Origin of the sequence: Nitrobacter winogradskyi (genome assembly GCF_006539545.1) — a bacterium.
Classification (GTDB): Bacteria; Pseudomonadota; Alphaproteobacteria; order Rhizobiales; family Xanthobacteraceae; genus Nitrobacter; species Nitrobacter winogradskyi_A.
This window is the reverse complement of the sequence record NZ_BJNF01000072.1, coordinates 1-24,778: the sequence shown is the minus strand read 5'-3', so window position 1 is coordinate 24,778 and position 24,778 is coordinate 1. Positions and strand designations below refer to the sequence as shown.

Sequence of the window (24,778 nt, the reverse complement as noted above, 5' to 3'; positions counted from 1 at the left end):
CGGCCGGAACTTAAGGCGGCGTGTGCCGTTCTGGTCAGGTGTAGATATCTGCGTACCTGCGGGACGAGGCGATCATGACGGCGCGTCCTCTATCGTCTTGTCGGGCCAACGGCACAGGTCGTTAATCAGGCACACTTTGCAGCGCGGCGATCGCGCCAGGCAGGTGTAGCGTCCGTGCAGGATCAGCCAGTGATGCGCATGCAGCATGAATTGGTGGGGGATCACGCGCTCAAGCCCGAGTTCGACCTCGAGCGGCGTCTTCCCTGGCGCCATGCCGGTGCGGTTGGCGACGCGGAAAACATGCGTGTCAACCGCCATGGTGCGCTCCCCGAACGCCATGTTGAGCACGACATTGGCGGTCTTGCGTCCCGCGCCGGGCAGCGATTCGATTCCCGCCCTGCTGGGTGGAACCTCGCCGTCAAAGTCCGCGAGCAGTTTTTCCGAAAGCGCGATGATGTTCCGCGCTTTGGTGCGATAGAGTCCGATGGTCTTGATATAGTCGCGGACCTTCTCCTCCCCGAGCGCCAGCATTCTGGCGGGCGTGTCGGCGACAGCGAACAAGGCGCGCGTGGCCTTGTTGACGCCTGCGTCGGTCGCCTGGGCCGACAACACCACCGCGACCAGCAATGTGTAGGAATTGATGTGTTCGAGCTCGCCTTTCGGCTCGGGATTGGTTCTGCGGAAGCGCGCGAACGCCTCGCGGACTTCAGCCGGCGTCCACGGCCTGAAAGATGGCGGCGGTCCCGCTGGTTCTCGCGCCGGCTTGACGGCCCGCTTGCCCCCGGAGATCGGCTCCGCCTGACGTGCGGGCGGCTTTCCGGTTCTCTTCTTTACTCCCTTGGCCTGTCCTGCTGTCGCCGCAGCGGGTTCCTGCTTCCGAGGGTTCGCCACAGGGCCCTCCCTGACTGATTTGTCGGTCCCGGCTGCGGCGGGCTTCTGCCTTGCAAAGCTGCGGCGGATGTTTTTAGACATGATCGTGGTATAGTGATTAACGATGACCGTAGACAATAACCTGGCTGGCCTCGGACCCGCCGAACAGACGCTGTTTTCGGCGCTCCTGACGCCGCACCGTTCATTAAGTCACGCCAGCTTCATGGTGCTGATGGCTGTATTGGCGCTGGCGAGTTTCGCCACCGGAATGGTGTTCCTGCTGATGGGAGCCTGGCCGGTATTCGGCTTTCTCGGCCTCGATGTTCTCGCGATTTACTGGGCTTTCCGCATCAATTTCCAACGCGCGCTCGCGACCGAGGAAATTTCCATCACCCATTCCGAGCTCAGGGTGCGCCGCACCAGTCATCGCGGCCACATCGTCGAGTGGGTTTCGAATCCGCTGTGGGTGCATGTCGACCAGAGAGTCCACGAGGAATACGGCATCGAGCGGCTTTATCTGGTTTCGCGCGGCCGCCGGATATCGATCGCGAATTTCCTGGGGCCTGACGAGAAGCTGAGTTTCGTCAAAGCCTTGTCCTCTGCGCTCCAGCTCGCCAAGCGCGGGCCGATCTACAATCCGGTGACCTGAAGGGTCGCCGGAAATCGGGTGGCCGGCAGACGGCGACCGTCCTACATCCTGGCCATGATGACGCTTGAGAAAAATCCTGCTCCGGCTGATCCGTGGACGCAGCCGGACGCGCCGGGTGCAGCATTGCGCGACTATGACGCGGTGCGGCGAGCGATCGCCTTCATCTCCGAAAACTGGCGTTCGCAGCCTGCCATCGCAGCGATGGCTGACGCCGCCGGCGTGACGCCGGACGAGTTGCACCATCTATTCCGGCGCTGGGCGGGGCTGACCCCGAAATTGTTCATGCAGGCGCTGACGCTCGACCACGCCAAGGGACTCCTGCGCAAATCCGCCAGCGTGCTCGATGCAGCCCTCGATTCCGGCCTCTCCGGTCCGGGACGCCTGCATGACCTGTTCGTTACGCACGAAGCGATGTCACCCGGCGAATGGAAGAATGGCGGCTCCGGCATGAAGCTCGCTTTCGGTTTTCATCCGTCGCCCTTCGGCATCGCGATCGTGATCGCCAGCGACCGTGGCCTCGCCGGACTGGCGTTCGCCGACGGCGGCGAGGAGCAGGCCGCGCTCGCTGATATGAAGCGGCGGTGGCCCAATGCGACCTATGTCGAGGACGCAGGCCGCACCGGGGCGCTCGCGCAGCGCGTGTTCGATACGAGGCTTTGGCGAGCCGACCAGCCGCTGCGCGTGATTCTGATCGGGACCGATTTCGAGGTCCGGGTCTGGCAGACCCTGCTCAGGATTCCCATGGGAAAGGTCACGACCTACTCAACCATCGCCGCCAGTATCGATCGCCCGACCGCCTCGCGCGCCGTCGGCGCCGCTGTCGGCAAGAACCCGGTGTCATTCGTCGTGCCCTGCCATCGCGTGCTCGGCAAAAGTGGCGCGCTGACGGGGTATCACTGGGGAGTCACCCGCAAGCACGCGATGCTGGGGTGGGAAGCCGGGCGGATTGGACTGGAATGAGGTGCGTCAGGCCGCGAGATCAAGTTTCGAGGCCACCGTCGCATCGGCGTTGAGCCGATAGATCACGGGCGCGCCGGTCGCCAGTTCGCGCGCGAGAATCTGTTCCGGCGACAGTTTTTCCAGCACCATGACAAGCGCGCGCAGCGAGTTGCCGTGGGCCGCCACGAGCGTGCACTCGCCGCGAAGGACGCATGGCAGGATTTCCTGCACGAAGTACGGCAGCGTGCGCGCCAGCGTATCCTTCAGGCTCTCGCCGCCGGGTGGCGGCACGTCATATGACCGGCGCCAGATCAGCACCTGTTCGTCGCCCCACTTCTTGCGAGCCTCGTCCTTGTTGAGGCCCGAAAGATCGCCATAGTCCCGCTCGTTCAGCGCCTGGTCTTTCCTGACCGGAATTCCGGCCTGGTCCAATTCCTTCAGCACAAGATCGAGCGTGTGCTGGGCGCGGATCAACGTCGAGGTGAAGGCGATGTCGAAAACAAAGCCCTGCGCTTTCAGCTTGCGCCCCGCATCCTTCGCCTCAGCCACGCCAAGCTCCGTCAGATCCGGATCCTTCCAGCCTGTGAACAGGTTTTTCAGATTCCATTCGCTCTGGCCGTGACGCACGAGCACCAGAAGACGTTCGCTCATTCTGCCTGCTCCATTCCTGAGTTCCTGGAGCCTTTCCGCTTCTGACGAATCAGCAGCGTGGCTCTCAGATCTTGATTTGACGCGGCGTCTTCGCGCGAACCGGTATCCATCCTTGGATCAAGCCGGAGGACATGCTTCGTTCGAAAACGCTGTAATAATCGCAATACTAAACATCCAGCCCGAGCACGTCGGACATCGAGTAAAGGCCAGGCGCTTTACCGAATGCCCACTTTGCGGCCTTCAATGCCCCATGCGCGAAAATCATCCGGTCCTCGGCATGGTGCGACAGGGTGATGCGCTCATATGGACCCGCGAAGATGACGCTGTGATCTCCTGAAACGGTGCCGCCCCGAAGCGAGGCAAAACCGATGTCGCCCGCCTCGCGGGCGCCGGTAAGGCCGTCGCGCCCGCGCGCCGCGCGCTGATTCAAATCGACCTTGCGGCCGTCAGCCGCCGCCTGCCCCAACATCAACGCGGTGCCCGAAGGCGCATCGACCTTGGCCCTGTGATGCATTTCGAGAACTTCAATATCGAAACTCTCGTCGAGCGCCTGCGCCATGCGCTTCACCAGCGCGGCGAGCAGGTTGACGCCCAAACTCATATTACCCGACTGCACGACCGCCGTGCGTGAGGTGACGCTCCGGATCACAGCCATATCCGACGCCGAAAGGCCGGTGGTGCCGATGACATGGACCAGCCCCCGCTCGGCGGCGATGGCCACATTCGCGATGGTTGCGGCCGGAACGGTAAAATCCAGGATACCGTCGGCATTCGCCGACAATGACCAGAGATCCGCTGACACGTTGATTCCGCTGCCGGGAAGGCCGGCCAGAACGCCAACGTCTTTCCCGATCAGCTCGGATTCCGGCGCCTCGAGCGCGCCAGCCAGCACGGCGCCATCGGTTTCCGCGATCGCGCGCACCAAAGCGCGGCCCATCCGGCCGCCTGCTCCTGCAACAATCAAACGCATGTCAGCCACGGCCGAGTCCTCGAATGCTTCTGCGGTATAGCGGGGGCTGCGTTTCGCGGCAACCAATCAGGTCCGGCATCTGCCGCGCGGTGCCGTTCCCATTCAGTATGGTCTCACGGCATATTCCCGGCGACCGTGATCAACTGGCGTATCATCTTCTTAAGCGCATCGGCATCCGCCGAACGCTTCAACCGCTCCATATCGTCATAGGCGTCCCCGGCGAATGACAGAGCGAGCTGATTGGGGATCACCATCGCTCCGCACGCCGTGAGGATCAGGCGTAGCTGAGCAAGACATCGTGCGCCGCCGAATCGGCCCGTGGAGGCCGACGCGATCGCAAATGCGCGCTCATGGAAAACCTGGCCGCGCGCTTCATGCGGACTTTGGACGCGTGATATCCAGTCGATCGCGTTCTTGAGCAATGGCGGCAGGGAAGCGTTGTATTCGGGCGTCACGAGGAGGACCCCGTGGTGCGCGGCGATCATCTGCTTGAGGTTGACGGCGCTTGCGGGCACGCCTGCATTTTCCTGCAGGTCGGCGTCGTAGATCGGCAGCGGGAAGTCTCCGAGCGAAATCCGGGTGACTTCAACGTCGGCCAGGATAAACTCCTTGGCTATAACCGCGGCAAGCCTTGCATTCTGCGAGCCGGTGCGAAGCGAGCCGGGGATGATGAGGATTTTCGGTGCGAACAGGCCTGTCGATCGCATTGCAGGGACACCTGCGGCCCGCGCTATAGCGTTTTCTTCACGCGAACCGGTCAAACACTTCGTTTGAAACGCTATAGTCCATCAGCGCTTGCGATACACCCAGACGCGCGCGGGAGGCAGGTTCATCCAGATCCGCTCGGACGCCTCGGTCGAAATGCCCGGGAGAGATTTGGGGATGGGCGGCACCACCGAATAGGTGAACTGCACGAAGGGGGCGCCGGGGGCGAGCGTCGCGAAGGCGTCCCGTATCAGCCTGAGCCGGGTCAACATCGGCTTGGTGACGAGCGGCAGGCCGGAGACGATCGCCGAAGCGCGCGCGCTCAGCACGTTCCACAGCGAGTCCCGCAACGTGTAGGCGTCGCCCTGCACGACTGTCGCCTGCGGGTAGCGGTCGCGAAGCAGCGCACAAAAGCCGGGATCGTATTCGACCAGCACCAGACGTTTCGGATCGACGCCGTGCTCGATCAGCGCGTTGGTGATCGCCCCGGTCCCCGGTCCCAGCTCAATGACCGGGTCGGTGGATGCGACATCGACATACTGCGCCATCGTGCGCGCCAGAATGCGTCCGGACGGCATGACCGCGCCCATATGGAGCGGCTTCTCAATCCACGAGCGGAGAAAGCGGACCTCATCATCAAGACGAAGGGGCTTCTTCGACGCACGCGCGGACAATTGCAAAGGCATTTCGCACCCAGGTGGGTCAATACTGGCAGGGAGGCAGGCTTAAGTTATTCACAGGTACATCCGACGATCGGCCCGGTCAAGCAAAACGGTGATTACGGGGTCGCCCGAGTGCCGAAGAAGTCCTTGACCTTAGTGAAGAAACCCGCCGCCTCGGGTTGGGTCTCTCCCGACGACAGCTTTTCAAACTCGGCCAAAAGATCCTGTTGTCGCTTGGTCAGGTTCTGCGGGGTTTCCACCATCACCTGAACATACATGTCGCCGGTCTGACGAGAGCGCAGCACGGGCATTCCCTTTGTTGCAATGCGAAAACGGCGGCCGGATTGGGTTCCGGACGGCACCCGCACCTTGGTGTTGCCCTTGTCGATGGTCGGCACCTCGATCTCCCCGCCAAGAGCGGCGGCGACCATTGAGATCGGAACACGGCAATGCAGATCTGCGCCGTCCCGCTGGAAGAACTGATGCGGAACCAGCGAGAGGAAAATGTAGAGGTCGCCAGGCGGACCGCCACGGACTCCTGCCTCACCCTCGCCAGCGAGGCGGATGCGGGTGCCATCCTCGACGCCGGCGGGAATATTGACCGACAGCGAGCGCTCCCGGTTGACGCGGCCCGACCCGCCGCAGGGCGGGCAGGGATCCTCGATCATCTGGCCCCGCCCCTGACAGCCGGGACAGGTGCGCTCCAGTGTGAAGAAGCCCTGAGCCTGACGAATCCGGCCGGCGCCGCCGCACATCGCGCAGTTCTTCGGCTTGGTCCCGGCCTTGGCGCCGGTGCCTGAGCAGGATTCGCACGTCACCGAGACCGGAATCTCGATCTGTGCGGTCTTGCCGTGATAGGCCTCCTCAAGCGTGATCTCCATATTATATCGAAGATCTCCGCCCCGTTCGCGGCCACCCGACCGGCCGCGCTGTCCGGCCATGCCGAACAGATCCTCGAAGATGTCGGAGAATGAGGAAGCGAATCCTGCGCCGAACCCGGCACCGCCACCGCCCATGCCACCCTGCTCGAACGCGGCATGGCCAAAGCGGTCGTAAGCCGCGCGCTTGTTGCCGTCTTTCAGGACCTCATAGGCCTCATTGATTTCCTTGAAGCGCACCTCACTGGACGCGTCGCCCGGATTCCTGTCCGGGTGCCATTTCATGGCCAGCTTGCGAAAGGCCGCCTTGAGCTTGGTCTCGTCCGCGTTCCGATCGACTTCAAGGGTTTCGTAGTAACAGCGCTTGTTCGACATCAGTCCATTCCGCTCGAACGTCGCTTCATTACGGAAGACGCATGATAAAATTGGCTCATCGATGGATGAAGGGTCTTGCTAAGACAAGCGTGACCCCGCCCTTCGAGACGCGATGAGCACTCGTTCGGGGGCGGGGTCATGTCAGTTCTGCCGTTTAAGCAGACTTCTTGTCGTCGTCGACCTCGGTAAACTCCGCATCGACGACATCGTCCTTCGCGGCGTCCTTGGCGGCATCGGCCTCAGCCTGTTGTTTATACATGGCCTCGCCGAGCTTCATGGAGGCCTGCGCCAGCGTGTTGGTCTTGGCCTTGATCGCCTCCGCATCGTCGCCTTTCAGCGCTTCCTTCAGATCGCTGACCGCATCCTCGATCGCGCGGCGTTCGCTTTCCTCGATCTTCGAGCCGTGTTCGGTGAGAGCCTTTTCGGTCGAATGCACCAGGCTGTCGGCCTGATTCTTGGCGTCCACGGCCTCGCGGCGCTTCTTGTCCTCGGCGGCGTTGGCTTCCGCGTCCTTGACCATCTTCTCGATGTCAGCCTCCGACAGGCCGCCCGAGGCCTGGATGCGGATCTGCTGTTCCTTGCCGGTCGCCTTGTCCTTGGCGGAAACGTTGACGATGCCGTTGGCGTCGATGTCGAACGTCACTTCGATCTGCGGCATGCCGCGCGGAGCGGGCGGAATGCCCATCAGATCGAACTGGCCGAGGATCTTGTTGTCCGCCGCCATTTCACGCTCGCCCTGGAAAACGCGAATGGTGACGGCGTTCTGGTTGTCCTCGGCTGTCGAGAACACCTGACTCTTCTTGGTCGGGATCGTGGTATTGCGGTCGATGATGCGGGTGAATACCCCGCCCAGCGTCTCGATGCCCAGCGATAGCGGCGTGACGTCGAGCAGCAGCACGTCCTTGACGTCGCCCTGCAGCACGCCGGCCTGGATCGCCGCGCCGATCGCGACAACCTCGTCCGGGTTGACGCCCTTGTGCGGCTCCTTGCCGAACAACTGCTTGACGACTTCCTGGACCTTCGGCATGCGCGTCATGCCGCCGACCAGCACCACTTCGCCGATCTCGCCCGCCGTCAGGCCGGCATCCTTCAGCGCCTTGCGGCACGGCTCGATCGTCTTCTGCACGAGATCATCGACCAGCGCCTCGAACTTGGCGCGAGTGAGCTTCATCGTCAGATGCTTCGGGCCGGACTGGTCGGCCGTGATGAACGGCAGATTGATTTCGGTCTGCGTGGTCGACGACAGTTCGATCTTCGCTTTCTCCGCGGCTTCCTTCAACCGCTGCAACGCCAGCTTGTCGTTGCGCAGGTTGATGCCCTGCTCCTTCTGGAATTCGTCCGCGAGATAGTTGACCAGACGCATGTCGAAGTCTTCGCCGCCGAGGAACGTATCCCCGTTGGTCGACTTCACCTCGAATACGCCGTCGCCGATCTCGAGAACCGACACGTCGAACGTGCCGCCGCCGAGATCATATACGGCGATGGTGCCGGCCTTCGACTTGTCGAGGCCGTAGGCAAGCGCGGCCGCGGTCGGCTCGTTGATGATGCGCAGCACTTCGAGGCCGGCGATCTTGCCGGCGTCCTTGGTCGCCTGACGTTGCGCGTCGTTGAAGTAGGCGGGCACGGTGATGACGGCCTGATCGACCTTCTGACCGAGATGAGCCTCGGCGGTCTCCTTCATCTTCTGAAGCGTGAAGGCCGAAATCTGCGAGGGCGAATAGGTCTTGCCATCGGCCTCGACCCAGGCGTCGCCGTTACCGGCTTTCGCGATCTTGTAAGGGACAAGCTGCTTGTCCTTTTCAACCGTGGGGTCGTCGTAGCGCCGGCCGATCAGGCGCTTGACGGCGAAAATGGTCCGCTCGGGATTGGTCACGGCCTGGCGCTTGGCCGGCTGCCCGACGAGACGCTCGCCATCATCACTGAAGGCGACGATGGACGGCGTGGTCCGCATCCCTTCCGCGTTTTCGATGACTTTCGGCGCCTTGCCGTCCATTACCGCCACGCACGAATTGGTGGTGCCGAGGTCGATCCCAATGACCTTTCCCATGGTCCTCATATCCTTCTTGTTACGGCAGTCCGGGCAGGCCCTGACGGCACCCTCATCCAGACCCCCAGATATCAATTACTCGCGATATAGCGACGGTGAGCCTCATATAGGAGGGGGGGTGGGGGCCGCAAGGACCGGACATCTCTCCGCCGTCTGAAAACGCAATTCTTTTGCATCCCCTGCCAGCCAGGGACGATCTGGACAAGCGATAATTAACCTAGCCGGACCAGCCGTCTTGGGCCATGGTGAAGACGGTCGCCGCCGCCTGCGCCAACGGCTCATGCGCTTGATGCGGCAGTCAGGTTTCGTAGAATGCATACCCTGAATCATCTTACGGTCCCGCCGGCCTGACGATCATTGAACGGCCTCAATGCAAATCCAGATAAGCGCGCATGAGACATTTTCTGCACGTGTTTGCCATTCTCTGCCTGCTGACCGGCGCTAATCCGTCGCTCGCCAGCGACGTGATCTATGCGCCGGGCAGCCGGATCGGGCTGGTTCCGCTGATAGGCCTCAATCCGGCAAAGACATTTCCGGGTTTTGAGACTGCGGATCAGCGCGTCAAGGTCGTCGTCGCCGAGCTCCCCGTCGCCGCTTTCAGAGACGTGGAAACTGTCGCGAAATCGAACGCCGCCGACCCCCGAGGTCTAAAGCCGCAAGGCCTCGAGACCGCGAGTGGACCGGGTTATTTCATCGTCGAGACCGCCAAGAACGGCGAAGACAATGTCCGGCGTTATTCAATGGTGATTTCCGGCGGCACCTTTTCCGGATACGTCGCGGCGCAGGTGCCGGAGAACGTCGGGAAGATCTATTCCGACGAGGCCGTGCAGAAGATGTTCGCAACGGTCGCCCTGCGCAAGGAAGTCCCGCTCGAGGAGCAACTGGGCCTGCTGCCCTTCAAGCTGAGCGAACTGAGCTCCTTCAAGCTGATCCGCACGCTGACGCCGGGAGCCGTCATCCTGTTGTCCGATGCGGAAACGGAAAACAACATCGACGGCAGCGCCTTCATCATCATCAGCCCGATCGGTTCGGTCCCGGAGCGGCCGGATGATCGGAGCCGGTTCGCGCGCGATGTCGCCGCCACGATCCCGAACCTGCGTGAGGGACGCATCACCATGTCGGAGCCGATTCGGATCAACGGATCGCCCGGCTTTGAAACGCGAATCGACGGCACCAACACGCGAACGAATACGCCGGTGACCGTGGTGCAGTGGCTGGTGTTCGGCAGCGGAAAAACAGCCATGCGCCTGATCGGGAGCACGCCGCGGAACGAATGGTCGGACGTTTTTCCGCGCTTCCGCGCGGTTCGCGACGGGATCCTGCCGCGTTAGCTCTTTCGCTTCTGACAGAAGAAGCGCGGCTCCGTGATTTTGACCCGACGCGCTATCTTCACGCGAGCTGACATCCATTCCTCGCGGCCTTGCTTGCGCAGGCCGCTTATCTCTTTTGATTGAGCATGATCTTACCCGAAAACCGGTTTCCACTTTGCGCTGGCGCGGCTCTTCGGGTCGGGATCATGCTCCAGTGCCGCAGCAAAGCCTCAAAACGCGGAGGCTGTTATTCCGGCGCGGCTGCCTTGGCTCCGCCCTTGGCGACGCCCACCAGCGCCGGACGCAGCACCCGCTCGCCGATCATGTAGCCGGCCTGAATGACCTGGGCGACCGTGCCGACGGGGACGGACGGATCGGGAACTTCGTACATGGCCTGATGGACGTTGGGATCGAACTTTTCGCCGGCCGGATCGAATTTCTTCACGCCGTGCTTTTCGAGAGCGTTGTGCAGCGAGCGTTCGGTCAGCTCCACGCCCTCGATCAGCGCTTTCAGGCCGGGATCCGGCGCCGCGCGCGCGTCCGCCGGCACCGCATCAAGCGCGCGCTGCAGATTGTCGGCGATCTCCAGAACGTCGCGCGCGAAGCCCGAAATGCCGTAGGTTCGCGCGTCCGACACCTCCCGCGCCGTGCGCTTGCGCAGATTCTCCATCTCCGCCAGCGTACGCAACGTCCGATCCTTCGCCTCCGCGAGTTGCTTGTTCAGCGCGTCGAGCGCATCGTCCTCGGGATCGTCCGGCATGACGTAAGGCTTGGACACCACGGGCTCGACCTCCGCAGCCGGTTCGCCGGACTTGTCTGTTTTGCCGTCGGAATCGGTCATTACGCAGCCTTCTCGCAGTTGTCTCGAATGGAAAGGAATGGTCGTGCGGGATATCGTGGTTCAGGCGTAAAAATCAAGCGCGGTGGGTCCGGCTCATCTGCCGAGCATCCGGCTGACGATGCGCGCGGCATAGTCCACCATCGGGATCACGCGCGCGTAGTTCAGCCGGGTCGGTCCGATCACGCCGAGAACGCCGACGATGTGGCCGGCGCCATCGCTATAGGGCGCGATGATCGTCGAGGATCCGGACAGCGAGAACAGCTTGTTCTCCGAGCCGATGAAAATGCGCACGCCGTCTGCGCGCTCGGCGCGGCCAAGCAGATCGATCACCCCGCGCTTGGTTTCGAGGTCGTCGAACAATAGCCGCACGCGTTCGAGGTCCTCCATCGCATGCAGGTCCTCGAGCAGGTTGGCATGGCCGCGCACGATCAACTGCCGGTCGTCGCTGTCGCCGCCGGACCAGCTCGCAATTCCGGCTGCGATGATTTTTTGTGTGAGCTGATCGAGCTCCGCCTTGCTTTGCGTCAACGCGGTTTCCAGCTCGAGCCGTGCCTCGGCGAGCGTCCGGCCGCGAATCCGGGCATTCAGAAAATTTGACGCCTCCGTCAACGCTGAAGCCGGAACGCCGGACGGGAGCGTCAGCACGCGATTTTCGACCTGCCCGTCTTCGGCGACCAGCACCACCAGCGCCTTGTCGGGCTCCAGCCTGACAAACTCGATATGCTTCAAGCGTACGTTGGATTTGGCCGTCAGAACCACCGCCGCCGCCCGGGTCAATCCGGACAGCCGCGTCAAGGCTTCCTCCAGCGCGGCCTCGACCGATTGCGCCTTGCCGACCGACGCGAGCTGGTTCTGGATCGACTGGCGTTCCGGCTCGGTGAGATCTCCAACCTGCATCAGGGCATCGACAAAAAAACGCAGGCCGAGCTCGGTCGGCAGGCGCCCGGCCGAGGTGTGCGGCGCATAAATCAGCCCGAGCTGTTCGAGATCCGACATCACATTGCGGACCGAGGCCGGCGAGAGCGGCACCGCGATCAGCCGGGAAATGTTGCGGGAGCCCACGGGTTCGCCCGTTGCAAGATAGCTCTCGACAATCTGGCGAAAAATATCGCGCGAGCGCTCGTTCAACTGGGCAAGTCCGGCGTTCGGTGCAATCAGACCGATCGGATCGTGATGGGCCAACGCTATTTTCTCCCGCGCATAATGTTCATCGTGCCTGAGACCGCTTCTAATTTGTCTCTCCCGCGCACCAGTTACAAGCAGGCTTTGGGTAACTGCCGTTCTGAGGGCAATTGCACGTCTGACCCTTGCCGGTGCGGCTCCCCACCCCTAAAAGCACGGCACGAGGATTCTCATGAATAGCTGGAGGGGTTCCCATGCGACCTAGCCGTCGTGCACCGGATGAACTGCGCGCCGTGTCGCTGGAACGTGGCGTGGTCAAATACGCCGAAGGCTCCTGCATGGTGAAATTCGGCGATACCCATGTGCTGGTCACCGCGACGCTTGAGGAGCGGCTGCCGCCATGGCTCAAGGGTCAGGGCCGGGGCTGGGTGACGGCCGAATACGGAATGCTGCCGCGCGCCACGCTGGAGCGGACCCGGCGCGAGGCCTCCGCCGGTAAGCAGGGCGGCCGGACCGTCGAAATCCAGCGCCTGATCGGTCGTTCCCTGCGTGCGGCGGTCGACCTCGAGGCGCTCGGCGAGCGCCAGATCACGATCGATTGCGACGTCATTCAGGCCGATGGGGGTACGCGCACCGCATCGATCACCGGCGCCTGGGTCGCGCTGGCCGACTGCGTCAACTGGATGAAGGCCCGCAACATGCTCAAGGCCAGCGTGCTTCGAGGCAATGTCGCAGCCATCTCATGCGGCATCTACAACGGCACGCCCGTCCTCGATCTGGACTATGCCGAGGATTCGGAAGCCGATACCGATGCAAACTTCGTCATGACCGGCGAAGGACGAATCATCGAGGTGCAGGGAACCGCCGAAAAGGTGCCTTTCTCCGATGATGAGTTTCTGGCGCTGATGGCGCTGGCGAAAAAAGGGGTCGCGCGGCTGGTGGATTTGCAGAAAATGGCGGTGGCGTGATTCGCCGCTTGCGCGGTTCATCCGCAGGACTCGCGTCCTGTCGCGTTTTCCGGCGAAGCGGGCCTCCCGTCGCGTCAGGAAAACCTTTCAGAACAAGAAGCTGAAACCCGATCGGTCATGCATCGTCGAATCGCCGGCAAGCTCGTGATCGCCACCCACAATCCCGGTAAGCTCGCCGAGCTTCGCGAGCTGCTTGCGCCGTATGGCGTCGAAGTGGTCTCCGCCGGCGAACTCGGTCTCGACGAGCCTGAGGAAACAGGCGAGGATTTCCGCGCCAATGCCCGGATCAAGGCGACCTCTGCTGCCCTGAGCGCAAGGCTTCCGGCCTTTGCCGATGATTCCGGCCTGGTCGTCGAGGCGCTGGACGGCGCGCCGGGCATCCACTCCGCGCGATGGGCCGGCAAACCTGCGGATTTTTCCGCGGCGATGACGCGGATCGAGCGCCTGCTGCAGGAGCGTGGCGCGACCAGCGCGGACAAGCGCAAGGCTCACTTCGTTTCGGCGCTCTGCGTTGCGTGGCCGGACGGCCATCTCCAGGAAGTCGAAGGCCGCGTGGATGGCGCGCTGGTCTGGCCGCCGCGGGGCACGGCCGGTTTCGGTTATGATCCGGTGTTTCTGCCGGACGGGCACAGCCGTACCTTCGGCGAGATGGCCGGCATCGAGAAGCATGGGCTTCCGCCGGGCGGTCTTGGCCTGTCGCATCGCGCCCGCGCGTTCGTGAAACTGGCGGAGATTGCCCTTGAGCCCCGCTGATCCGGCCGCTGCGTTCGGCGTTTACGTCCACTGGCCGTTCTGCCTGTCGAAGTGCCCGTATTGCGATTTCAACAGTCACGTGCGCCACGCGCCGATCGATGAAGAGCGCTTTACACGGGCTTTCGCGCGCGAGATCGAGACCACGGCGGTCCGCTCGCGCGGGCGCACGGTGTCCTCGATTTTCCTCGGCGGCGGCACGCCGTCCCTGATGCGGCCGCAGACCGTCGGCGCCATTCTCGACGCAATCGGAAAACATTGGAGCGTTGCCGATGACGTTGAGGTCACGCTGGAAGCTAATCCGACCAGCGTGGAGGCCACGCGATTCCGCGGCTACCGCGCCGCGGGCGTCAATCGGGTCTCGCTCGGCGTGCAGGCGCTCGACGATTCCTCGCTGAAGGCGCTCGGCCGGCTGCACACCGCGCGCGAGGCGCAGGATGCGGTTGCGATCGCGCGCTCGGTCTTCGATCGCTATTCCTTCGATCTGATCTATGCGCGTCCGGACCAGACACCGGCGATGTGGGCCGGGGAGTTGCAGCGCGCGATATCGGAAGCGGCGGAGCATCTGTCGCTTTATCAATTGACGATCGAAGCGGGGACGCCGTTTTTCGACCTGCATGCGGCCGGGAAGCTCAAGACCCCCGATGAGGCGATCGCGCGCGACCTGTACGACGTCACGCAGGACGTCTGCGCGCGTTATGGCCTGCCCGCTTACGAGATCTCGAATCATGCGCGGCCGGGCGCGGAATGCCGGCACAATCTGGTTTACTGGCGCGGCCAGGAGTATGCGGGCATCGGCCCCGGAGCGCACGGCCGCCTCGACATCGACGGCGTCAGGCACGCCATCGCCACCGAAAAGCGGCCTGAGGCGTGGCTCATGCGCGTCGAGGCGATCGGCAACGGAATGGTCGCCGACGATCTGCTGAACAGCGAAGAGCGCGCCGACGAATTCCTGCTCATGGGGCTGCGCTTGCGCGAGGGCATCGATCCGCGGCGCTACGCGGCGCTGTCGGGCCGCTCTCTTGATCCGCGGCGCATCGCGATCCTCCGTGACGAAGGCGCGATCATGATCAGTACCGACGGCCGCTTGCGCGTCACGCAGGATGGCTTCCCCGTTCTCGATGCCGTGGTGGCCGATCTAGCCGCATGACATTTCCGCTTCTGACAGAATCGGAAGCAGGACATCTATGATGTCGATTTGACGCGTTTTCTTCACGCGAACCGGATTCCATCCTCGGGTCAAGCCTGAGGACATGCTTCGCTCGAAAACACTATGGATCAGGCGCCAAAACTTTTTGGCGAGCCTGCCACCGACTGGCCGCCGCCGGATGCGACGCGCATGACGGCGAGGCCGCGCTGATTGGTGCCGTCGGAACGGAATCGAAACAAGCCGTCGATGCCGGCAAACCCGGAGGCGTTGGTCAGCGTTTCCGCGGCGAAGCGCTGCGATCCCTGAGTGCGGGCGAGGGCGGCCACCAGCGCGACCGCATCATAGGCAAGGGTCGCCGTACGCACCGGCTCGCCGCCGAACTTGGTGCGGTAGCGGTTTGCGAAGGCGCGAAAGCCCGCCGGGTCTGGGGCGGCATAGAGACCACCCTGCAACGCTGTGCTTGCGAATACGCGAGGATTGTCCCACAGCCCGGTGCCGAGAAGCTGGACGTTGCGCAGATTCGCCCCCGCCGCCGTGAGCGCGTCGGCGACGGAAACCACCGCATCGCCATCATCGGCGATCAGCAGCGCATCGGCCGAGCGGAGCGACTGAGCAACGTTCCGCGCCGCGCTGACGCGATCGGAGCCGTACTTTTCGAATGCGGCGATCCGCCCTCCGCGACGGCCAACCGTCTGCTTGAAGGCCGCCTCCACGACATTACCGTAGGCGTTCTCGGGCACCATCGCGGCGAACGAGCGCTTTCCGGTGCTCGCGGCGTATTCGACGATCCGGGTGATGTCCGATTCAGGAAGAAAACTCAGAAGATAGACGCCTCTGCCGGCAATGCTCGAATCCGTCGAAAATGCGATCACCGAAACATTGCGGGTTCGCACCACCTGGGCAACCCCCGGGACCGACGCCGCAAATAGCGGGCCGAGAATGATTTCGGCCCCTTCATCGAGCGCCTGTTGAGCCCCCTGCTGCGCACCCCGCGCCGTGCCTGCCGCGTCCTTGACCAGCACCTGGACGTTCGGATTCTGGAATTCCGATAGCGCCATCTCGGCCGCATTCCGCATCGACTGCGCCGCAATGCTCGCATTACCTGCCGCCGACAGTGGAAGGATCAGGCCGACCTTGACCTGACCGGTGCCGATTGTGGCTCCCTGCTGGGGCCCCCCGGTCGACTCGGGCTGCGGAGAAGAACCGGGAGGGCTGGAAAAATTGTTGGTCAGCGTTTGCTGGACTCCCGAGCAGGCCCCGAGCAGAGGCGCACCCACGACGAGGCCCAGCGCGGTTCGCCGCGTGGAGCCGTGACGCTCCGTTTGTGGTCCGAAAGGGTCTTTCATCATCATCCTTGCAGCGGACCATCCGGACAGGTCCGAGCACAATCCAGTCAGCGGGGGAATCAACCATGATGCCGGCGCACATTTAACCAAAACAAACGGATCATGTCCGCCCCGAATTTTCCCCGCACGCGCCAACCGGCGTCTATTCTCGGGTTTTGTCCGGAAGGCATGAGTGGCGTCGAAAACGCCGGAGCATGATCCTGGAAAGTGGAAACCGGATGTCGGACAAGATTCGTGCACGATCAAAATTTAAACCCGGAGTCTGATTTCGACGCAGTTAAATCAGACTCCGGGGCGAACGGCGGAAGCCCGGAAGATCCGGTTGATTGATCTTGCGCGTCGACGGATGGGCATCGCGGATTATAGCGTTTTCGAGCGAAGCATGTCCTCGGGCTTGACCCGAGGATGGAAACCGGTTCGCATGAAGAAAACGCGTTACATCAAGCGCATGGAGCCTCGCTTCTGATTCCGCCAGAAGCGAGAAGGCGCCACACGCGCCACGATGGCGCGCCCCTGCGGTTCACAACCCTTGCTGCCGCTTCAGCCCCATGGACCGCTGCGAGGGCCCCTGTTCCAGGGGCTACGCGGGTTGGGCTCCGGACGGGGGGCAGGGCCACCGCCGGATTGTCCGGCGAGCCTCTGCAATGCGGCGATGCGGTTTTCAGTCGAGGGATGGGTCGCGAACAGGTTGTCCATGCCGCGCCCCGACAGCGGGTTGATGATGAACATGTGCGCGGTCGCGGGCGCGCGTTCGGCCTCCATGTTCGGCACCTGATGCGCGGCGTTGTCGATCTTGGCCAGCGCCGAGGCAAGCCAAATCGGCTGGCCGCAGATGCGCGCGCCCATTTCGTCGGCGGCGTATTCGCGCGTGCGGCTGATCGCCATCTGCACCAGCATGGCTCCGAACGGCGCGAGGATCATCATCGCTAGCGAGCCGATGATGCCGGGACCGTTGTTGCCGCGGTTGCCGCCGAAGAACATGCCGAACTGCGCCAGCATCGAGATCGCGCCGGCGAAGGTTGCGGTAATGGTCATCAGCAGCGTGTCGTGATGCTTGATGTGCGCGAGTTCATGCGCGATCACGCCGGCCAGTTCCTCGCGGCTCAGCGACTGCATGAGCCCCGTCGTCACCGCCACGGCGGCATTCTCCGGATTGCGGCCGGTGGCGAACGCGTTCGGCTGCGGATTATCCATGATGAACACGCGCGGCATCGGCAGGCTGGCGCGCGCAGCCAGTTCGGCCACCAGCCGGTGCAGGTCGGGCGCGGTGCCGGTATCGACCTCATGTGCGCCATACATCGACAGCACCATGCGGTCGGAGTTCCAGTAGGCGAAGAGGTTGGTCGCAGCTGCGACGACGAGCGCGATCGTCGCGCCGCTGGCGCCGCCGATCAGATAGCCCACGCCCATGAACAGGCCCGTGAGACCCGCCAGCAGGATCGCAGTACGAAAATAATTCATCGGATTCCTCGAAAGACTCGTCGAACGCTCGCCGGAATGGCGGCCGGCATCCAGAACATGGGAACTCCGTATCAGGGCGCGCAAGTGCGGCGGCCGGTCGCGGCGAGGAAATTCCGGGATCATTCCTCCCGGAGGAGGAAACAGGACGCCGGGGGAACGGGTACTGTCACCGCGGTATCCCCGGCGCTTCGTCGGTATTGTTGCGTAGCCCTCGTCGAGTGCGAGCCGCATCATCAAGCTATCGAGCCAGCGGGCCGGATTTAAGGCCGACGCAGAGGCGGATAACGATCATCTCGAAGCTCCGCCGCGCGCATAAATCGATCGATGCCGCATTGGCGGAATCTCCGGTGGGGGCGATCGTTTTGCCGATAGCCACGCGCCGCGCATTCGTCCATCAGGCAGCGCAGCAGTTCCATTCCCACGCCGCGCCGATAGATAGCGAGCGCCCATGGATCGATTTTCGACTGTGAAGCGCGACGCTTTGGTCAAATCCTCTCCTTGCGACGGCCGCTCATGAAGAAAGCCGCATCGCGATGCGATGCGGCTTTCTTGCCCACTCCCCCAGAATTTTAACCCGTCAGGCCAGGGCTTCGAAAACCCCCGTCCCTGGGACCGTTACCGTCAATAGCCCGGAGCCAACGGGGTATTGAAGTGATAGTTCAGGCCGGTGCGGAAGATGTGCTCCTGCGCGCCAGTCGTCAGTACGTTCGGCCCGCCACCGATGTTGAAGCTCGAGCGGCCGAGGTCGACGTAGAGATACTCCGTCGTCGAGGTCCAGTTCGGGCCGAACAGGGGGCCACCGAACAGGTTCACCAGTGGGAGCGGCGTCTCGATGCCGCCGCCCGCCGTCCAGCCGGTCCGGGTGTCGGCGAAGCTCAAATTGTTGAGCGCGGTCCGGACGTTGCCGTAGGCGAAACCGCCGGTGGCATAGAACATCGAGTTTCCGACGGCGTAACCGAGACGGCCGCGCACGGTGCCGAACCACTGCAGCTTCGAATTGAAATCGATCGAGGCGCCGGGCACGCAGCCGAAGCAGGTCTTGTTGTCCTCAAGGGTCGAGCCCTGGAAGTCTGTCTCGAGGCCGAAGACGATATTGGCGGCCTGCCAGTTGTAGCCGATCTGGCCACCGCCGATGAGGCCGTTGGGCGCGAGATTGAACTGGGCGAGGTTGCCGGCCGGATTGGAAATGGTGTTGCGGTTGCGACCGAGGCCGCCGCCGATATTGCCGCCGAGATACAGGCCGTTCCAGTTGGTGGTGGCGACCGGTGCGTAGGGGTTGCTGGCGCCGATGCGATAGTTCAGGCCGGCGCGGAAGATATTTTCGCGCAGCTCGGAATGCAGGGCCTGACCGCCGATGAAGTCGGTGCGGTTGCCGAAATCGAGATGAAGGTATTCGATCTTGCCGGTCCAGTTGCCGCCGAGCGTGGCTTCGACGCCGCTGCCAAAGGTCCAGCCGCTGCGTCCGCCGCCGAACGCGGACGGCACACCGCCTTGAATGACAGTGGTGCCAACGTTACCGTAGGCCCAACCGCCGGTGACGTAAGTCAGCATCGGACCGTTGACCAGACCGATGCGGCCGCGCGCCGTGCCGAACCAGTTGAGCCGCTGATTGTATTGCAGGACACCGGCAAAGTTGGTCCGGTTGTCGGTCATGTCGGCGCCCTGGATGTCGGCTTCGACGCCGAACACGAGCGGGCCGAAGAACGAGTTGGTCTGCCAGTTGTAGCCGATCTGGCCGCCTCCGATCGCGCCGAGCGGCTGCAGCTGGGTCGAAATCGCCGCGGGGCCAAAATCATGCACGACACGATTGCGGCCCAGCCCGAGGCCGACGTTCACGCCGAAGTAAAGGCCTGTCCAGTCGTAGATCGGGGCTATCGGCGGAGCCTTGGTGTAGGGCCGAGGTGCGAGATCCGCCGCCTGGGCGGTCATCGCGGTGCTGGCCAGCAGAACGCCGAGCAGAATCTTTTTCATTATGGATAGTCCCCGTCTGCAAATGACCCGGAGACTGTACCCTTCGATGGGAAACTTGTCTGTGGTTCGGTAGCCACACCTGCCGGGAATGATGCCGTGAAGATGAAAATCTCGCGAAAATCAGCGGCTTGCGTGGCGATTCCGGCTCCCGGCGCGGTTCTGCCGCCGTCTCCCGGCCATGCCGAAGCCGGTTCCGGCCGGTGTACCGGGTTCGCTGATTCGCCATCGTTTCGCGCGGCTGGAGCATTTTCGCTTCTGATTGTAGTTTGACGCGTTTTCTTCACGCGAGCAGGTCATCCGCTCGCTCGCAAACGCTTTGGTCGCGTTCGAACTCGACCGGACAGGCGGGACGCCCTACCTCTTGCAGCGTGGGAATCGCTGATCGCGAAGCGCAGCCATTGCTGCCGGACGGCTTTCTGCGCTGGTTCGCGGCGCGGGGATGGTCGCCGCGCGCACATCAGCTGGCCTTGCTGCGAAAGGCGCGTGACGGCCGCCCGGCGCTGCTGATCGCCCCCACCGGCGCGGGCAAGACGCTGGCCGGATTCCTGCCGACGCTGGTGGAAATATCAGGCAAGGGACAACACCTTCACACCCTCTATATTTCCCCATTGAAGGCGCTGGCGGTCGATATCGCGCGCAATCTGGAGACCCCGATCGCGGAAATGAATCTGCCGATCCGGGTCGAGACCCGCACCGGCGACACGCCGGTGTCGCGGCGGCAGCGGCAGCGGCGTTACCCGCCGGATGTCCTGCTGACCACCCCCGAACAGATCGCGTTGCTGCTGGCCTCCGATGACGCGTCCTTTCTGTTCTCGTCGTTGCAGCGCGTCGTGCTCGATGAACTGCATGCGCTGGCGACCTCGAAGCGAGGCGATCTGTTGTCATTGGCATTGGCTCGGTTATGGCGGCTCGCGCCGCAAATGCGCACGATCGGCCTGTCGGCGACGGTGGCCGATCCGCACGCGCTGGCGCGATTCCTGGCGCCGCAGCCGCGAGGCAAAACCGTTTCGGCCGACATCGTCGAGGCCGACGGCGCCGCTGCTCCGATTGTCGAGATGCTGGACACGAGCGAACGGCTGCCGTGGGCGGGGCACTCGGCGCGCCATGCGCTGACCGAGATCTACGATCTCATCAGGCGCAACAGGACGACGCTGGTGTTCGTCAACACCCGGAGCCAGGCGGAGATGTTGTTCCAGGATCTCTGGCGCATCAACGACGACGGCCTCGCCATCGCGCTGCATCACGGCTCGCTCGATGTCGCGCAGCGCCGCAAGGTGGAGCAGGCGATGACGGCCGGACGGCTGCGCGGCGTGGTCTGCACCTCCTCGCTCGATCTCGGGGTCGATTGGGGCGATGTCGATCTCGTCATCAATATCGGTGCGCCCAAAGGCGCCTCGCGGCTGATGCAGCGGATCGGCCGCGCCAATCATCGCCTTGATGAAGCCTCGCGCGCGGTTCTGGTCCCGGCTAACCGGTTCGAAGTGCTGGAATGCCGCGCCGCCATCGACGCGGTCAACGAAAACGCGCAGGACACGCCGCCGCTGCGCACGGGCGCGCTCGATGTTCTTGCGCAGCATGTCATGGGCTGCGCCTGCGGCGGGCCGTTCCACGCCGATGACCTTTACGAGGAAGTGCGGACCGCGGCCCCCTATGCGGCGCTGCCGCGCGCCGACTTCGACGGCGTGGTCGATTTCGTCGCCACCGGCGGCTATGCGCTGAAGAGCTATGAACGCTTCGCCCGCATCAGGCAGGACAAAGAGGGGCGTTGGCGTGTCGCCAATCCGCGCGCGCGGCAGAGCTATCGCCTCAATGTCGGCACCATCGTCGAGGAGGCGATGCTGAAGGTGAGGCTGGTGCGCTCGCGGCACGGCGGCGGTAAAGGTCCTACCGGCGCGATCGCGCGCGGCGGCCGGATGCTGGGCGAGATCGAGGAATATTTCATCGAGGGGCTCGTGGCCGGCGACACCTTCGTGTTCGGCGGCGAGATCGTGCGCTTTGAGGCGCTGGTCGAAGATCAGGTCTACGTTTCACGCGCGAACGATGAGAGCCCGAAGGTGCCGTCCTACATGGGCGGCAAGTTTCCGCTCTCGACCTATCTGGCCGAACGCGTTCGCCGCCTGCTCGACGACGAGCGCGCATGGCGCGGCCTGCCGCATCAGGTGCGCGAATGGTTGAATTTGCAGTCGCGGTTCTCACGCGTGCCGCATGCCCGCGAGATGATCGTCGAAACCTTTCCGCGCGCCGGCAAGCATTATCTGGTCTGCTATCCGTTCGAGGGACGGCTTGCGCACCAGACTCTCGGCATGTTGCTGACGCGGCGATTGGAACGCGCGCGGGCGCGGCCGCTTGGCTTCGTCGCCAACGAATATGCGCTCGCGGTCTGGATGCTCGGCGATCCCTCGTCGATGATCCGGCAGGGACGGCTCGATCTCGACGCCTTGTTCGATCCGGACATGCTGGGTGATGATCTGGAAGCGTGGCTTGCCGAATCCGCGTTGATGAAGCGCACTTTCCGCAGTTGCGCGATCATTTCGGGCCTGATCGCCCGCCGGTTCACCGGAGCGGAAAAGAGCCGGCGGCAGGTTCTGTTCTCGACCGATCTCGTCTATGACGTGCTGCGCAAGCATCAGCCCGACCACATGCTGCTGCGCGCCGCGCGGGCAGATGCAGCAACGGGGTTGCTGGATATCCGCCGCCTCAGCGATATGCTGGCGCGGATTCGGGGACGGATCGATCACAAGCCGCTCGAGCGCATTTCACCGCTCGCGGTGCCCGTCATGCTGGAGATCGGGCGGGAGACGGTCTATGGCGAAGCGTCGGACGAATTGCTGGCCGAAGCCGCCGAGCAACTCGTCCGCGAGGCGACGGGAACATGAACTGATCATGCTGGATATGGATCGCCGTGCGCGTGACGCGCTTTCTCCCCAGGGAGAGCAGATGAGCCGCGTCGCCGCCGTTACCGTCGCGGGCGCGGGCTTTGCCGCCGATCTCTCGGGCGCGTTGTTCTGGGAACGGGAGCGCCTGCTCGTTGTCTCCGACCTTCATCTGGAAAAGGGATCGAGCTTCGCGATGCGCGGCGTGCTGCTGCCGCCCTATGATACGGTGGCGACGCTCGACCGGCTCGCCGCCGTCATCCGGCGCTTCGATCCGCGCATGGTGATTGCGCTCGGCGACAGTTTTCACGATCGCGACGCTCACAACCGTCTGTGTGCGGGGGATCGCGAGGCGCTGTCGGGTTTGCAGGCAGGTCGCCGCTGGATCTGGATTTCGGGCAATCACGATCCGGCGCCGCCGTCCGGACTCGGTGGCCTTGTCGCAACCGAATGGGAGATCGGCGGGATTGTGTTTCGTCATGAGCCGACGGGCGCTTTCGGCGAAATCGCGGGCCATCTGCATCCCAAGGCGCGGGTCTCGGCGCGAGGCCGTTCGATGGAGCGGCGTTGTTTCGCCAGCGACGGCGCGCGCATGGTGATGCCGGCGTTCGGCGCTTTCGCGGGAGGCCTGAGCATTCGAAACGGGGCGTTCGCCAGAATCTTCTCGGCCGATTTCACGGCGCATGTGCTCGGCCACAGCCGCCTGCACGCGATCGCGGCCTCGCGCTGTAGCTGACAGCGACGACCTTCTTCTGCTTGGCAGGTGCGGCGCGGCTTTCGTCCATCGGGCGCTGAGATGCTTGGAACTGGAATGAGCCGGTCCGTGTTGTCGAGGCGGCCGTAGCCATGACGCATTCAAAATCGACAACACGCGGACGACGTGGAAGGTGGCGCCGGAGCGAACCGTCTCCGACAGGTGCGCCTTCACGACGGCATCGGGATGTCTTCAAAACGCTCGGGCCTGGGCTTATCACCGGAGCCGCCGACGACGATCCCTCCGGCATAGGCACCTATAGCCAGACAGGTGCGCAACTCGGTTACGGAGCGAGCTGGACGATGCTGCTGACGTTTCCCCTGATGGTGGCGATCCAGGAGATTTCGGCGCGGGTCGGTCGCGTTACCGGACACGGCATCGCCGGCAATGCCTGTCGTCACTATCCCGCAAGCCTGTTGATCGCCATTGTGATCTTACTGTTTGTCGCCAACACCATCAACATCGCCGCCGACCTTGGCGCCATGGCGGATGCGTCCAGGCTGCTGATTGGGGGCCCCGCCTTTGCCTACGTGCTGATGTTCGGCATCACTTCGGTTGCGGCGCAGATCTTTCTCGATTACCGCCGCTACGTCGCTGTGTTGAAGTGGTTGACGCTGAGTCTGTTTGCCTATGTCGCCGCGCTCGCTGTCGCGCAGGTGTCGTGGAGCGAAGCGATCGCGGGATTGCTGATTCCGCGCGTCGACTTCAGCGCACCCTTTCTCACCACTATCGTGGCCATCCTTGGCACGACGATTTCACCGTATCTGTTTTTCTGGCAGGCCTCGCAGGAAGCGGAGGATCAGCGGGTCGATGCCGGAAAACGGCCCCTGATACAAAGGCACCATGGCGCGCAGGAGGAGTTTCATCGCATTCGCGCCGACACCATCATCGGAATGGCGTTTTCGGGCCTGATCGCGGTCGCGATCATCCTTACCGCTGCCGCGACCTTTCACGCGGCGGGCAAGACCGATATCGAAACCTCCGCACAGGCTGCGGAAGCCTTGCGACCGATCGCGGGCCCGTTCGCGGAAACGGTCTTCGCGCTCGGTATTGTCGGCACCGGGTTGCTGGCGGTTCCCGTGCTCGCGGGTTCGGCGGCCTATGCCATTGGAGAGGGGTTGCGATGGCCGGTGGGCCTGGCGCGCAAGCCGAAGAAGGCGGCGGCGTTTTATGGGGTGCTGGCGCTGTCGGCAGCGATCGGCATTCTCCTGAACTTCACCCCCATAAACCCCATCCAGGCGCTGTATTGGAGCGCGGTTATCAACGGCGTGCTTGCGGTGCCGGTGATGGTGCTGCTGATGGCGATGGCGCGACGCCATGATGTCATGGGCGGGTTCAGGGTGGAGGGCCCGCTGTATTGGCTCGGTTGGCTCGCCACCGTCGTCATGGCGCTCGGCGTTGTGGCGATGGCGATCGCGTGGGCGCTATAGGGCATTCCGCAGATGATTAGCCGGGGCATGCCAAGCTACAGCGTTTTCGAGCAAAG

Annotated in this window: 21 protein-coding genes; 9 read left to right on the top strand and 12 right to left on the bottom strand. The window is 63.4% G+C overall.

The annotated features are described in order from the left end of the window. Window positions 1-72: 72 nt before the first annotated feature. The gene (gene nth / locus NWI01_RS13045) at window positions 73-972 is read right to left on the bottom strand and encodes an endonuclease III (protein WP_375782184.1); all 900 of its coding nucleotides are present in this window, start codon (window positions 970-972) and stop codon (window positions 73-75) included. A gap of 22 nt (window positions 973-994) precedes the next feature. Here nth and NWI01_RS13040 point away from each other — a divergent pair, with 22 nt between their 5' ends. Then, window positions 995-1,519, top strand: coding sequence for a DUF2244 domain-containing protein (locus NWI01_RS13040; protein WP_141384254.1), 525 nt, complete (start codon window positions 995-997; stop codon window positions 1,517-1,519). 57 nt (window positions 1,520-1,576) lie between these two features. Then, the gene (locus tag NWI01_RS13035; protein ID WP_141384292.1) at window positions 1,577-2,479 is read left to right on the top strand and encodes a methylated-DNA--[protein]-cysteine S-methyltransferase; all 903 of its coding nucleotides are present in this window, start codon (window positions 1,577-1,579) and stop codon (window positions 2,477-2,479) included. 6 nt (window positions 2,480-2,485) lie between these two features. On the opposite strand, the gene NWI01_RS13030 is transcribed toward NWI01_RS13035, so the two are convergent. The 6 genes from NWI01_RS13030 to dnaK form a co-directional block, all read right to left on the bottom strand. Next, complete coding sequence (locus NWI01_RS13030; protein WP_141384253.1) at window positions 2,486-3,109, bottom strand: 2,3-bisphosphoglycerate-dependent phosphoglycerate mutase; 624 nt, start codon at window positions 3,107-3,109, stop codon at window positions 2,486-2,488. A 166-nt stretch (window positions 3,110-3,275) separates the two neighbouring features. Then, window positions 3,276-4,088, bottom strand: a complete 813-nt coding sequence (dapB, locus tag NWI01_RS13025) for a 4-hydroxy-tetrahydrodipicolinate reductase (protein ID WP_141384252.1) — start codon at window positions 4,086-4,088, stop codon at window positions 3,276-3,278. Between the two features lie 104 nt (window positions 4,089-4,192). Then, the gene (locus NWI01_RS13020; RefSeq protein ID WP_181410478.1) at window positions 4,193-4,771 is read right to left on the bottom strand and encodes an NADPH-dependent FMN reductase; all 579 of its coding nucleotides are present in this window, start codon (window positions 4,769-4,771) and stop codon (window positions 4,193-4,195) included. Between the two features lie 96 nt (window positions 4,772-4,867). Further along, complete coding sequence (locus tag NWI01_RS13015) at window positions 4,868-5,470, bottom strand: class I SAM-dependent methyltransferase (protein WP_141384250.1); 603 nt, start codon at window positions 5,468-5,470, stop codon at window positions 4,868-4,870. A gap of 92 nt (window positions 5,471-5,562) precedes the next feature. Then, the gene (dnaJ, locus tag NWI01_RS13010; protein ID WP_141384249.1) at window positions 5,563-6,699 is read right to left on the bottom strand and encodes a molecular chaperone DnaJ; all 1,137 of its coding nucleotides are present in this window, start codon (window positions 6,697-6,699) and stop codon (window positions 5,563-5,565) included. Between the two features lie 154 nt (window positions 6,700-6,853). Next, window positions 6,854-8,746 carry a molecular chaperone DnaK gene (gene dnaK / locus NWI01_RS13005; RefSeq protein WP_141384248.1) on the bottom strand — a complete coding sequence of 631 codons (1,893 nt, stop codon included), beginning with the start codon at window positions 8,744-8,746 and terminating at the stop codon, window positions 6,854-6,856. A gap of 392 nt (window positions 8,747-9,138) precedes the next feature. On the opposite strand from dnaK, the gene NWI01_RS13000 reads away from it, so the two are divergent. Continuing rightward, entirely contained in the window at window positions 9,139-10,077 is a 939-nt protein-coding gene (locus NWI01_RS13000; RefSeq protein ID WP_141384247.1) for a hypothetical protein, read from the top strand. Window positions 10,078-10,303: 226 nt separating this feature from the next. On the opposite strand, the gene grpE is transcribed toward NWI01_RS13000, so the two are convergent. After that, entirely contained in the window at window positions 10,304-10,897 is a 594-nt protein-coding gene (gene grpE / locus NWI01_RS12995; RefSeq protein ID WP_141384246.1) for a nucleotide exchange factor GrpE, read from the bottom strand. A gap of 93 nt (window positions 10,898-10,990) precedes the next feature. After that, the gene (gene hrcA, locus NWI01_RS12990; RefSeq protein WP_141384245.1) at window positions 10,991-12,079 is read right to left on the bottom strand and encodes a heat-inducible transcriptional repressor HrcA; all 1,089 of its coding nucleotides are present in this window, start codon (window positions 12,077-12,079) and stop codon (window positions 10,991-10,993) included. A gap of 194 nt (window positions 12,080-12,273) precedes the next feature. Here hrcA and rph point away from each other — a divergent pair, with 194 nt between their 5' ends. The 3 genes from rph (at window position 12,274) to hemW (ending at window position 14,887) form a co-directional block, all read left to right on the top strand. Continuing rightward, a complete protein-coding gene (gene rph, locus NWI01_RS12985; RefSeq protein ID WP_141384244.1) occupies window positions 12,274-12,987 on the top strand; it encodes a ribonuclease PH in 714 nt (237 codons plus the stop codon). Window positions 12,988-13,104: 117 nt separating this feature from the next. Then, window positions 13,105-13,740, top strand: coding sequence for an RdgB/HAM1 family non-canonical purine NTP pyrophosphatase (gene rdgB / locus NWI01_RS12980; protein WP_141384243.1), 636 nt, complete (start codon window positions 13,105-13,107; stop codon window positions 13,738-13,740). Beyond that, window positions 13,727-14,887: a radical SAM family heme chaperone HemW gene (gene hemW / locus NWI01_RS12975; RefSeq protein WP_141384242.1), complete on the top strand. Its 1,161-nt coding sequence runs from the start codon at window positions 13,727-13,729 to the stop codon at window positions 14,885-14,887. Before rdgB ends, hemW begins: the two co-directional genes overlap by 14 nt. Window positions 14,888-15,015: 128 nt before the next feature. On the opposite strand, the gene NWI01_RS12970 is transcribed toward hemW, so the two are convergent. The 3 genes from NWI01_RS12970 to NWI01_RS12955 all read right to left on the bottom strand — a co-directional run bounded on the left by NWI01_RS12970 (window position 15,016) and on the right by NWI01_RS12955 (window position 19,665). After that, window positions 15,016-16,239: a penicillin-binding protein activator gene (locus NWI01_RS12970; RefSeq protein WP_244613753.1), complete on the bottom strand. Its 1,224-nt coding sequence runs from the start codon at window positions 16,237-16,239 to the stop codon at window positions 15,016-15,018. Between the two features lie 534 nt (window positions 16,240-16,773). Beyond that, window positions 16,774-17,694, bottom strand: coding sequence for a zinc metalloprotease HtpX (gene htpX, locus NWI01_RS12960; protein ID WP_141384290.1), 921 nt, complete (start codon window positions 17,692-17,694; stop codon window positions 16,774-16,776). 621 nt (window positions 17,695-18,315) lie between these two features. Next, window positions 18,316-19,665 carry an outer membrane protein gene (locus tag NWI01_RS12955; RefSeq protein ID WP_141384241.1) on the bottom strand — a complete coding sequence of 450 codons (1,350 nt, stop codon included), beginning with the start codon at window positions 19,663-19,665 and terminating at the stop codon, window positions 18,316-18,318. Window positions 19,666-20,033: 368 nt separating this feature from the next. Between NWI01_RS12955 and NWI01_RS12950 the strand changes: the two genes are divergently transcribed. The 3 genes from NWI01_RS12950 (at window position 20,034) to NWI01_RS12940 (ending at window position 24,722) form a co-directional block, all read left to right on the top strand. Further along, window positions 20,034-22,541 carry a ligase-associated DNA damage response DEXH box helicase gene (locus NWI01_RS12950; protein WP_141384240.1) on the top strand — a complete coding sequence of 836 codons (2,508 nt, stop codon included), beginning with the start codon at window positions 20,034-20,036 and terminating at the stop codon, window positions 22,539-22,541. A gap of 61 nt (window positions 22,542-22,602) precedes the next feature. Then, window positions 22,603-23,274, top strand: a complete 672-nt coding sequence (gene pdeM, locus NWI01_RS12945) for a ligase-associated DNA damage response endonuclease PdeM (protein WP_181410476.1) — start codon at window positions 22,603-22,605, stop codon at window positions 23,272-23,274. A 110-nt stretch (window positions 23,275-23,384) separates the two neighbouring features. Continuing rightward, window positions 23,385-24,722 carry an NRAMP family divalent metal transporter gene (locus NWI01_RS12940; RefSeq protein WP_141384239.1) on the top strand — a complete coding sequence of 446 codons (1,338 nt, stop codon included), beginning with the start codon at window positions 23,385-23,387 and terminating at the stop codon, window positions 24,720-24,722. Window positions 24,723-24,778: the final 56 nt, after the last annotated feature.